This is a genomic window from Parahoeflea olei, from assembly GCF_001703635.1.
GTDB lineage: Bacteria > Pseudomonadota > Alphaproteobacteria > Rhizobiales > Rhizobiaceae > Hoeflea > Hoeflea olei.
Genome location: NZ_LQZT01000023.1, coordinates 222,957 through 234,279, shown reverse-complemented (window position 1 = coordinate 234,279; position 11,323 = coordinate 222,957). Strand labels below are relative to the sequence as shown.

11 protein-coding genes and 1 riboswitch are annotated in these 11,323 nt (G+C 65.7%); of the genes, 5 read left to right on the top strand and 6 right to left on the bottom strand.

Features of this window, described 5'->3' with window-relative positions; genetic code table 11:
- The 6 genes from AWJ14_RS22845 to AWJ14_RS13945 all read right to left on the bottom strand — a co-directional run.
- Nucleotides 1–140, bottom strand: a 140-nt coding sequence (locus AWJ14_RS22845; protein ID WP_280949317.1) for a helix-turn-helix domain-containing protein, incomplete at its 3' end; no start/stop codon positions are given.
- Nucleotides 141–501: 361 nt separating this feature from the next.
- Nucleotides 502–1,287, bottom strand: coding sequence for an SDR family NAD(P)-dependent oxidoreductase (locus AWJ14_RS13965; RefSeq protein ID WP_066180260.1), 786 nt, complete (start codon nucleotides 1,285–1,287; stop codon nucleotides 502–504).
- Nucleotides 1,288–1,339: 52 nt separating this feature from the next.
- Nucleotides 1,340–2,290 (bottom strand): sugar-binding transcriptional regulator, encoded by a 951-nt coding sequence (locus tag AWJ14_RS13960; protein ID WP_066180258.1) that lies wholly within the window; start codon nucleotides 2,288–2,290, stop codon nucleotides 1,340–1,342.
- A gap of 22 nt (nucleotides 2,291–2,312) precedes the next feature.
- Entirely contained in the window at nucleotides 2,313–3,782 is a 1,470-nt protein-coding gene (locus tag AWJ14_RS13955) for an FGGY family carbohydrate kinase (protein WP_066180256.1), read from the bottom strand.
- A 67-nt stretch (nucleotides 3,783–3,849) separates the two neighbouring features.
- Entirely contained in the window at nucleotides 3,850–4,818 is a 969-nt protein-coding gene (locus AWJ14_RS13950; RefSeq protein ID WP_066180254.1) for a transketolase family protein, read from the bottom strand.
- A complete protein-coding gene (locus AWJ14_RS13945) occupies nucleotides 4,818–5,627 on the bottom strand; it encodes a transketolase (RefSeq protein WP_066180252.1) in 810 nt (269 codons plus the stop codon). Before AWJ14_RS13945 ends, AWJ14_RS13950 begins: the two co-directional genes overlap by 1 nt.
- A gap of 204 nt (nucleotides 5,628–5,831) precedes the next feature.
- Here AWJ14_RS13945 and AWJ14_RS13940 point away from each other — a divergent pair, with 204 nt between their 5' ends.
- From AWJ14_RS13940 to ribB, 5 genes are all read left to right on the top strand, one after another.
- Nucleotides 5,832–6,806, top strand: a complete 975-nt coding sequence (locus tag AWJ14_RS13940; protein WP_066180249.1) for an ABC transporter permease — start codon at nucleotides 5,832–5,834, stop codon at nucleotides 6,804–6,806.
- A gap of 119 nt (nucleotides 6,807–6,925) precedes the next feature.
- Nucleotides 6,926–7,861: a substrate-binding domain-containing protein gene (locus AWJ14_RS13935; protein ID WP_066180247.1), complete on the top strand. Its 936-nt coding sequence runs from the start codon at nucleotides 6,926–6,928 to the stop codon at nucleotides 7,859–7,861.
- Nucleotides 7,862–7,882: 21 nt separating this feature from the next.
- Nucleotides 7,883–9,376 (top strand): sugar ABC transporter ATP-binding protein, encoded by a 1,494-nt coding sequence (locus AWJ14_RS13930; RefSeq protein ID WP_066180244.1) that lies wholly within the window; start codon nucleotides 7,883–7,885, stop codon nucleotides 9,374–9,376.
- Between the two features lie 17 nt (nucleotides 9,377–9,393).
- Complete coding sequence (locus AWJ14_RS13925; protein ID WP_066180242.1) at nucleotides 9,394–10,182, top strand: SDR family oxidoreductase; 789 nt, start codon at nucleotides 9,394–9,396, stop codon at nucleotides 10,180–10,182.
- Between the two features lie 159 nt (nucleotides 10,183–10,341).
- Nucleotides 10,342–10,487, top strand: a riboswitch (FMN riboswitch).
- Between the two features lie 114 nt (nucleotides 10,488–10,601).
- The gene (gene ribB, locus AWJ14_RS13920) at nucleotides 10,602–11,237 is read left to right on the top strand and encodes a 3,4-dihydroxy-2-butanone-4-phosphate synthase (protein ID WP_066180238.1); all 636 of its coding nucleotides are present in this window, start codon (nucleotides 10,602–10,604) and stop codon (nucleotides 11,235–11,237) included.
- Nucleotides 11,238–11,323: the final 86 nt, after the last annotated feature.

Here is an 11,323-nt window from a genome sequence, read left to right as displayed (position 1 = left end):
GAGGGGCCGAGATCGCTGAACTCGAAACCGAGTTCGCGCGCGGCCGAGATGACCTTGCGCTGGGTTTCGGGACTGACGGACCCGCTGCGGTTCAACACGCGGCTGACGGTCGCGATGCCGCACCCCGCAAGGCGGGCCACATCCTTGATCGTCGCTTCACGCTGCCTGTCAGATTCCACCCGTGCCCCTCCCAAAGCTCTGTTGGAAACGTTTCCATCATCCGAATGGATTGTCAAGCACTTTGTAAAATTCCACTCGCCCTGCCCGTGGAAACCTGTGGCTTGTGCGAAGATCAAGGTCCGGCCGGGCGAGAACCATCCGGGTGGAAGCCGTTGCGACACGGGAGTCCAAGGGTCGCAACGGCAACCTATGTCGTGCCAGGCACAGCTTGAAATGGGATCATGAAGCCTTGGCGGCACCAAGGAGCGCGCCGAGGCGGGCCGCTCGCACGGCAGCCCGGGCCTGGCGGGGAGCGCGCCGGTCGCCCTACCCCTAATCGCGTCAGGACATGATCAGACCGCCATCGATGTTGATCGTCTGTCCGGTGATATAGGCCGCATCTGCGGAGGCCAGGAACGCCACCAGCGCACCGACTTCGGCGGGAGTGCCGGCGCGCCCCATCGGGATGCCGTCGACCCACTCGGCCATCAGTTCGCCCGGACCGTAGTCACCGAGCATCTTGCCCCAGACCCGGTCGTTGTAGTCCCACATCTCGGTGTGGATGATGCCCGGGCAGATGGCATTGACGGTGATGCCTTCCTTCGCCAGTTCCTTGGCAAGGCTCTGGGTCAGGCCGACGACACCGAACTTGGAGGCGGCATAATGCGGGGTGTAGATGAAGCCCTGGCGGGCCTGGCCGGACGCAGTGTTGACGAGGCGCCCCTTCGTGCCGCTTGCCCGGAACCGCGAAACCGCTTCCTGGCAGCAGAGGAACACGCCCTTGGTATTGACGTCGAGATTGAGATCCCATTCGGATTCGCTCAGATCCTCGACTTTGGCAATGGTGATGACGCCGGCATTCTGCACCGAGACGCTGAGCGGTCCGAGGCGTGCCTCCGCCTCCGCATAGGCTTGCCTGACCTCCGCAGCCTTGGTCACGTCAAGCCTGATCCCGAACACCTTGGCGCCGGTGTCCTCGGCCAGCCGCGAAGCCACGTCGGGGGTGTCGGCCTCGAGCGCCGCGATCGCGACATTGGCGCCCTCTTCGGCAAAGCGCCGGGCAATGCCGAGCCCGATGCCCTTGTTGCCGCCGCTGACGAAAACGGTCTGACCGGAAAAACGCTGCATAGTCTCACTCCTTTTGAGTGCAGCCGTTCCGACAGTCCGTCCCGGAGGAGCGTCAGGCTGTCAGGCGGGCCGCGGTAAACTTGTCGGTGACGAGCACATCGATGATGCCCATTCTCAGGGCGCCGGCGATGGCTTCGGTCTTGGATTCGCCGCCCGCCAGGGCAATGACCCGCTCCGCCTTGCGCAGATCCTCGAGCGAAATGCCGATCACCCGCTCGTTGAGCGGCGTCTCGACCGGCTTGCCGTTGCGGTCATAGAAGCGGAACGAGATTTCCCCCACCGCGCCCGCGTCGTGCAGCATCGCCATTTCCTGGCGCGAGAAGACGTTGCCGGACCGGGCCAGCAGTTCGGACGGCTCGACCGCGCCGATGCCGATGATGGCGAGCGTCAGCCGGCCGAACAGGTCCATGGTGCCGCGAACCACCGGGTCGGACAGCATCACCAGCTTGGCCTCGCGCGAGGAGGTGATGCCCTGCACCAGCAGAAGCCGCGGCTCGCCGCCGGTAAGCTTGGCCAGCCGGGCTGTCAGCTGGGTCGCATGCGTCTGCACCGAGGCCTCGCCCATGCCGCCCAGGATCTGGACGATGTATTTGGCGCGGCCGCTTTTCAGCGGATGGATGTTGTCGACCATGCGCAGGATGGTCTGGCTCCAGCTGGACACGCCGATGATTTCGTCCTGCTGCAGGGTCACTTCCACGAAATGCGCCGCGGCCTCGCCGATCCGGGCCATGATCGACCCGTCGCGGTCCTCCGAGCAGTCGATGACGATCGCCTCGGTCAGGCCGTAGCGCTCGCGCAGCGCCGTCTCCAGTTCCGCGAAGGTGCCCGGCGGCGGAATGATGGTGGTGCGCACGATCCCTTCCATCTCCGCACGCTTGAGCATGCGTGACACCGTCGCCTGGGACATATGCATGATGGCGGCGATCTCTGCCTGCCGCTTGCCCTCGGCATGATACATCTGCGCGACCCGGGCGATCAGTCGAAGCTCGTTGAGACGTCCCATGAACCCTCCGATGAGTGAATTTTTATTCACCCATAATTGAAGTCACGGGAACGGTCGAGCGGAAGATTGCCTCGCGCCAGGTGGCCAGGCGTGCCGCAGTGTCCGACGGCGCGGGTTCCAGCACCGCCGTGCGCCGGGGAAGCGCGCGCACCGCGTCCAGATCTGCCCAGAGGCCGAGCGTGAGGCCGGCGAGATATGCCGCCCCGAGCGCCGAGGATTCAGCGGCATCGCACTGGATGACCGGGTGGCCCAGCGTGTCGGCCACGCACTGCATCAGGAACGCATTCCGGCTTGGCCCGCCATCCACGAACAGCCGGCCCAGCGATGTCGGCGACTGCGACGCCATGGCCTTGAACACATCGTTGACCTGGAAGGCGATCGAATCGGTGACCGCGCGCGCCATCTGCGCGCGGGTGGTATTGAAGGTGATCCCGGAAAACAGCGCGCGCGCATCGGCCTGCCAGTAGGGCGCGCCGAGGCCGACAAAGGCCGGCACGAAGCCCGGACCTTCCGGGGCCGCGGTTTCGGCGAGATCGACCAGCGCCTGCACGTCCGGCAGGCCGAGGATCTCCGCCATCCACGGCAGCGAGGCGGCAGAGACGAGAATATTGCCTTCAAAGGCATAGGTCGGGCGCCCGTCGAGCGACCAGGCGACGGTGGTGGTGATGCCGTTTTGCGGCGCGATGAAATGCGGCAGCGTCGTCATGATCGACGAACCGGTGCCGAAGGTGATCTTGCCGTCGCCGGGCGCGAAGGCGCCGTGACCGAAAAGCGCTGCGTGGCTGTCACCGATCGCCGCCGCGATCGGCAGGCCGTCGGCCAAGCCCGGGACGCCGAGGGTCTGGCCGAACCGCGATGCGCTGTCGCGAATCTCCGGCAGGCACTCTTTCGGGACGCCGAAAAGCGCGCAAAGCTCGTCGCTCCAGGCCATCCGCCCGAGGTCGAGAAGCTGGCTGCGGGCCGCATTGGCGGCGTCGCAGGCATGCACCTTGCCTCCGGTCAGGCGGTGGATGAGCCAGGCGTCGATGGTGCCGAGCCGCAACGGCCGCCCGGCCGGTGCGCGGTCGATCAGCCATTTCATCTTGGGTCCGGGAAACATCGGATCGATGGGCAGGCCGGTCAGGGCCGCGACGCGGGCGGAATGGCCTGCGGCATTGAGCTTGGCACAGTCCGGCGCGGTCCGGCGGCACTGCCAGCTGATCACCGGGCCGAGCGGCTCACCGCTTTCGGCGTCCCAGATGGTCACGGATTCGCGCTGGTTGGAAATGGCGATGCCGGCAATGCTCGTGGCCGGGGCATCGGCCAGGCAGGCGCCGATTGCCTCGAGAACCGACTGCCAGACCCGCTCCGGGCTTTGCTCCACCCAGCCCGGCTGGGGATGGGAAATGCCCACCGGCGAAGAGCCGCGAGCGACGATTTCACCTGCGGCCGTGACCAGTACGGCCTTTGAGTTCGTGGTGCCCTGGTCGATGGCGAGAATGGCGGTGGTCATGTCGGCTCCGAAGGCTGAAAGATGCCGCCATGCTCGTGGCGGCATCCAGGGGTCTGTTCGACAGCCGTTACGCGCGGCTGCCCTTGCGCGCCAGCAGGTCTTCGGCAGCCTTTGCCATGGCCTCCGGCGACATGCCGAATTCATCGAGCAGGAACTCCGCCGATCCGGTCGGCGCGAAGATGCCCGGGACGCCGAGAATCTTCATCGGCACGGGCGCTTCCGCGACGACGACCTCCGCGACGGCGGATCCCAGGCCACCATAGACCGAATGTTCCTCGGCCGTCAGGATCGCCCCGGTCTCGCGCGCAGCGGCAACGATGCTCTCGGCATCGATCGGGCGCACGGTCGCCATGTTGAGGACGCGCGCTTCGATCCCGCGCGCGGCGAGAAGGCCAGCCGCCTTCATGGCGCGATGGGTCAGGGTGCCGTTGGCGATCAGGGTGACCGCATCGCCGTCGCGCAGGCGGTTGGCCTTGCCCGGCTCGAAGGCATGGCCCGGCTGCAGCAGGTCCGGCACGCCGACGCGCGACAGACGCAGGAACACCGGCCCCTCGTAGCCGGCCGCCCATTCCACGGCCGCGGCCGTCTCGATCGAATCACACGGCGCGATCACCGGCAGATTGGGCAGCACCCGCATCCAGGCAAAATCCTCGATCGAGTGATGGGTCGGGCCGAGTTCGCCATAGGCCATGCCCGAGGAGATGCCGACCAGTTTCACATTGGCGTTCGAGTAGGCGATGTCGGCCTTGATCTGCTCGAGCGAGCGCCCGGTCAGGAAGCAGGAGGCACCGCAGACGAACGGCAGCAGGCCGCCATTGGCGAGCCCGGCGCCGACGCCGACCATGTTCTGCTCGGCAATGCCGACATTGACCAGCCGCTCGGGCCATTTCGACTTGAAGCCGCCGAGCTTGGACGAGCCGACGGAATCATTGCAGACGGCGACGACCTTCGTGTTTTCGGCGCCGAGGCGCTCCAGCACGGCGACGAAGGCATCGCGGCAGTCATGCAGCTTTTCGGGGGCGGACACGGCGTTCATCACAGCACCTCCGAGAGTTCGGACACAGCAATCTTGTACTGTTCGGCATTGGGCACCTTGTGATGCCACTCGACCCTGTCCTGCATGAAAGAAATTCCCTGGCCCTTGTTGGTATGGGCGACAATGCAATGCGGCCGCGCCGCGCGGTGCTGCAGCGCCGGGACGATCTCGGCCATGGCATTGCCGTCGATTTCAGTGACGTCCCAGCCGAAGGCCGCGAGCTTGCTGGCGAAGGGCGCCAGGTTGTTGGTGTCGCTCAGCGCCGCGCCCTGCTGGAAGCGGTTGTGGTCGATGATCAGGGTGAGATTGTCGAGGCCGAACTGCGCGGCCGAGGCGATCGCCTCCCAGTTCGAGCCTTCCTGCATCTCGCCATCCCCGGTCAGCACATAGGTGTGATAGCCGGCGCCGGTCAGCTTGGCGGCCTTGGCCATTCCGACGGCAACCGGCAGACCATGCCCGAGCGGCCCGGTATTGGTCTCGACGCCCGGCACCTTGTTGCAGTTCGGGTGGCCGTTGAGGCGCGAATGCGGCTTGAGGAAGGTCGAGATCTCCTCCTCCGGAAAGAAGCCGCGCTTGGCCAGCGTGACATAAAAGGCCAGCGCCACGTGCCCCTTCGACAGCACGAACCGGTCCCGCTCGGGATGCTTGGGCTGATCCGGCCAGATCCGGAGAACCTGGAAATAGAGCGCCGTCAGGATGTCGATCGCCGACATCTCGCCACCGATATGGCCAGCGCCCGCTTCGTAAACCGCCTGGAGATCGCGAAGGCGTATCTGCCTTGCAATGCGGTCGAGATCATTCGGCTGCATGGAAACCTCATTCTGAATAAATATACCGTAGGACATATAATTGCACGCCCATCTCCACTGTCAAGCTGCGGCGGACAAATTAAAACGGGAACAGCCTGAAGATCCGGAGTTGACAGCCGACAGATCCCTGCGCTACGCATTTACACACAGTAATGAATATTTATGCCCTGTCGAGACTGACGGGGAGGAGCATGGGAGGATTGGATGTCGGCATCAGCGGCGGACCAGGGTCGCGGCACGGGCGCGAACCTGCTGACGGCATTGCGAGGAACGACGGGCCCGCTGATCGGCCTGATCCTGCTGTGCCTTTTCCTGACATTCGCCACCGACAAGTTCATGTCGGCGCGCAACCTGCTCAATGTTCTCGACCAGATCACGGTGCTCGGCATCATGGCCGTGGGCATGACCATGGTGATCCTGATCGGCGGCATCGATCTCGCCGTCGGCTCGGTGCTGGCGCTGGCGATGATGGTGATGGGCTATCTCGCCAACCAGCTCGGCCTGCCGCTGCCGCTGAGCATCCTGCTCGCGCTTGGCGTCGCCGCGGCCAGCGGCGCCGTTTCGGGCCTGCTCATCACCGCGCTCGGGGTGCCCGCCTTCATTGCTACGCTGGCGATGATGTCGGTGGCGCGCGGCCTTGCCAACATGATCACCGACGGCCAGCAGATCGTCGGCTTCCCCTCCTGGTTCAGCCTGCTCTCCTACAACCGCTATGGCGGCTTTCTGACGGTGACGGTGGCGGTGATGCTCGTCGTCTTCGTGCTCGGCTGGCTTTATCTGCGCTATACCTCGGGCGGACGCTCGCTCTATGCGATCGGCGGCAACCAGGAAGTCGCCCGCCTCGCCGGCATCAATGTCAATCTCTACACGATCGGCGTCTATGTCGTCTCCGGTCTGCTGGCCGGCCTCGCCGGCGTGGTGCTGGCCATGCGGCTCGACTCGGTGCAGCCGACGGCCGGCGTCTCCTATGAGCTCGACACGATCGCGGCCGTCGTCATCGGCGGAACCAGCCTCAGCGGCGGCAAGGGCGGCATCCTGGGAACCATCATCGGCGTGCTGATCATCGGCGTGCTGCGCAACGGCCTGAACCTTCTCGGGGTCTCGCCCTTCACGCAGGCCGTCATCATCGGCGTCGTCATCGCACTGGCCGTCGCGGCCGAAGCCATCAAGAGGAATTGAGGACGCGGCAGGCACCGTTTTGGCGGCGCCGCCGCCAGATCAACCCCGGGCATCTGCCGGGCAACCCCCTCGGTCCTGCGATGGTCGCAGGGATCCCGAACCAACGGAGGAGTTCCACCATGAAATTGAAGACCATGCTTCTGGCCGCCGCAGCACTGGCGACGACCGCCCTGCATCCGCTCGGCGCATCCGCCGATGAAGTCAAGAAGATCGGGCTCGCCGTCTCCAACCTGCAGGCCGACTATTTCAACCAGATCAAGATCGGCGTCGAAGCCTATGCCAAGGAGAAGGGCATCGAGGTCATCACCGTCGACGCCAAGAACGACAGCGCGACCCAGGTCAGCCAGGTGCAGGACCTGTTGACGCAGGACATCGACGCCTTCATCTACATCCCCGCAGGCGCCGCCGCCGCCGCCGTGCCGACGCGCCTCGCCAAGGAAGCCGGCATCCCGGTCGTCAACGTGGACCGCAATGCCGACGGCGCGCCCGGCGACACCTTCATCGCCACCGACAACGCCACCTCGGCCTATGAAGTCTGCAAGCACATCATCGGGCTCGCCGACGGCAAGGGCAAGATGCTGATGATCCACGGCCAGAAGGGCACCACCCCGGAAGTCGAGCGCACCAAGGGCTGCATGAAGGCGATCGAGGAGAACTCGGGCGTCGAGCTGGTGGCACAGCAGTGGAGCGAGCAGTGGTCGCAGGCAGAGGGCCTCAACATCGGCCAGAACCTGCTGCAGGCACATCCCGATGTGACCCTGATCTTCGCACAGGCCGATGGTCTCGCGCTCGGTGCCGCCCAGGCGGTCAAGGTCTCCGGCGTCTCGCAGCGCGTCTATGTCGGCGGCTTTGACGGCGACACCACCGCCCTGCCGATCCTGGCCGAAGGCGGCTTCGACGCCACCGCAACCCAGCAGGTGCGCGGTATCGGCCGACTGGCCGTCGACAGCGCCATCAAGCTTGCCGCAGGCGAAACGCTTCCCGCCGAACAGCTGCTGCCGGGCTTCCTGACCACGCCCGAGAACGCAGCCGAGTTCGTCGCCGAACATCCCTGATCACGACCGGAAGACAGCGCCATGACTGCCGCCGACCTCGCTCCCATCCTCTCGCTCCGTCAGATCCGCAAGGTCTACGGGCCGCTCGAGGTGCTGCACGGCATCGACCTTGATGTCAGGGCAGGTGAAGTCGTGGCGCTGCTCGGCGAGAACGGCGCCGGGAAATCGACCCTCTCGAGGATCATTTCCGGCGCCGATCAGCCGAGTTCCGGCCAGATGACATGGCTCGGCGCAGCCTATGCGCCGGCCACCCCCCGCGCCGCCATGGATGCGGGCGTCGGCATGATCCACCAGGAACTGCAGCTGCTGCCGCAATTGTCGATCGCCGAAAACGTCTTTGTCGGCCGCTATCTCACCAGCGGCGGACGGATCGACCGGCGGGCCATGGAAGAGCGCGCCTATACCGGCCTGCAGCGGCTCGGCCTCGACGTGTCGCCGAGCCGGCTGGTGGAAGGGCTTTCCACGGCCAAGCAGCAATTGATCGAGATCGCCAAGGCGCTGACGCTGAATGCGCGGCTGCTGATCCTCGACGAACCCACGGCAGCTCTCGGCGGCGAGGAGACCCAGCTCCTGTTCCGCCAGATCGAGCGCCTCAAGGCCGACGGCGTCGGCATCATCTACATTTCCCACCGGCTCGAGGAAATCCGCCAGATCGCAGACCGCATCGTGGTGATGCGCGACGGCGACAAGGTGCAGGAATTCGATCACGGCGACGTGCCCGTGCGCAGCATCGTCGAGGCCATGGTCGGCCGCTCGCTCGACCGCATGTTCCCGGCCGTCCCCACCCCCGCCGACGACGTCATGCTCGAGGTTCGCGGCCTTTCGGCGCCGTCGGGCAGCTTCCGCGACATCTCCTTCGCAGTCAAACGCGGCGAGGTCTTCGGGATTGCGGGCCTGGTCGGCGCCGGCCGCACCGAACTGGTCCGGGCGATCACCGGGGCCGACCCGATCTCCGCCGGCGACGTCGTGCTCGACGGCAAGGTGCTGGCGCTGCGCTCGCCACGGGACGCGATCCGCAACGGCGTCGTGCTCGTGCCGGAAGACCGCAAGCTGCAGGGCCTGGTGGTCGACCACTCGATCGCGGAAAACATCGGCTACGCCAATTTCGATACCGTTTCCAGGTCGGGCTGGCTGACCTCGAAACGGCTCAGCCGGTTCGCCGACGCCTCCATCCGGAAATTCGGCGTGAAGGGGCGCGGCGAACAGAACGCCGGAGAGCTTTCGGGCGGAAACCAGCAGAAGGTGGTGCTGGCGAAATGGCTGGCGCGCAACCCGAAGGTCGTGGTCCTCGACGAGCCCACCCGCGGCATCGATGTCGGCGCGCGCTCCTCGATCTACGACACCATCATGGACCTGGCCCGCCAGGGCATTGCCGTCATCGTGGTCAGCTCGGACCTGGAAGAGGTGCTGGGCGTGTCCAACAGGATCATGGTTATGGCACAAGGGAAACAGGCGGGCATCCTCGACGGCGCCGACGCCAACGACGTGTCGGTGATGGAACTCGCCACACTCTGACTTGCAGGAGAACGACCATGTCGGACATGACTTTGAACGCGCCGAAGCTTTTCGATCTTTCGGGCAATGTGGCTCTGGTGACCGGCGCCGGCAGCGGCATCGGCCAGCGGATCGCCATCGGGCTCGCGCAATGCGGGGCGGATGTGGCGCTGCTCGACCGCCGCAGCGATGACGGGCTGGCAACCACCGCCCGCCACATCAAGGCCGCCGGCCGGCGCAGCATCGAGATCGCCGCCGACGTGACCCAGGCCGCAGCCCTCGACGAGGCGGTCGCCCGCACCGAGGCGGAGCTCGGCAAGCTCACGCTCGCCGTCAACTCGGCCGGCATCGCCAATGCCAACCCGGCCGAGGAGATGGAGGAATCCCAGTTCCAGACGATGATGGACATCAATCTCAAGGGCGTCTTCCTCTCCTGCCAGGCCGAAGCCCGCGCCATGTTGAGGAACGGCGGCGGCTCGATCGTCAACATCGCCTCGATGTCGGGCGTCATCGTCAACCGCGGCCTCAACCAGTGCCACTACAATGCCTCCAAGGCCGGCGTCATCCACATGACCAAGTCGATGGCGATGGAATGGGTCGGACGCGGCATTCGCGTCAACACGATCAGCCCCGGCTACACCGCGACGCCGATGAACACGCGCCCTGAGATGGTGCACCAGACCAGGCTGTTCGAGGAACAGACCCCGATGCAGCGCATGGCCAATGTCGACGAAATGGTCGGCCCCGCCGTGTTCCTGCTGTCCGACGCGGCGAGCTTCGTCACCGGCGTCGACCTGCTCGTCGATGGCGGCTTCTGCTGCTGGTAACGGCCCAAAGCCCCGAATCCTTGCCAAAAGAGCACGGTGCCGCACGCGCCGTGCTCTTTTCGTTGGCGCACCCGGTCGCGATCAACGGGCCAGCCTGCCGATTTTGCCGGATCGTCTTAGTTTAGGCTTGAAAAGCCGGTGCGCTTTCCCCTACTTTGCAAGGGTTCTCAGGGCGGGGTGAAATTCCCCACCGGCGGTATCCGGCAATGCCGGGAGCCCGCGAGCGCTTTCACCCCTGGTGAAAGGCAGCAGATCCGGTGCGATGCCGGAGCCGACGGTTAGAGTCCGGATGAAAGAGAGCATCGGCATTGTGGCTTCCCTCGCGGGCAGGCCTTGGTGCTGTGTTCGCCCAAGGGATGGAAGGCGGCCGCAAGGTCGCAGTTTGGCCGCTCACGCGGTAACCCTTGAAAGGCACTGGAATGACACTTTCGACAATTGAAGATGCACTGGACGCACTGGCGCGCGGCGGCATGGTGGTGGTCGTCGACGACGAGGATCGCGAGAACGAGGGCGACATCATCGTCGCCTCCGATCACGTAACACCCGAGACGATCGCCTTCATGATGAAGCACGCTCGCGGGCTGGTCTGCATCGCCATGGAAGGCGAGCGGCTCGATGCGCTCGGCATCCCGCTGATGGTCCCGAACAATACGGAATACCTCAAGACGGCATTCACCGTCTCGGTGGACTATATCCACGGCACCACGACCGGAATCTCCGCCGCCGACCGTGCGGCGACGGTCAGGGCGCTGATGGACGAGGCATCGGTCGCGGATGATTTCGCGCGCCCGGGCCATATCTTCCCGCTGCGCGCCCACCCCGACGGCGTGCTCGGCCGGCCCGGCCACACCGAGGCGGCCGTGGACCTCGCGCGCCTGATCGGCGCAAACCCCTCCGGCGTCATCTGCGAGGTCGCCAATGACGACGGCACCATGGCCCGGCTGCCGGACCTGGTCGAGTTCTGCCGCCTGCACGGCCTGCCGCTGATCTCGATCGAGGATCTGATCCGCCACCGGGCGGCTCATCCGTCGTCCGCCTCTGCCGTTGCGGCCTGACGCCGGTCTCGCACCGGCACGATGATCCTTGAGCCCCGTGCCTCCCGCTGGGAGGCACGGGGTTCTTCGTTTGCGGGGCGGGCAAG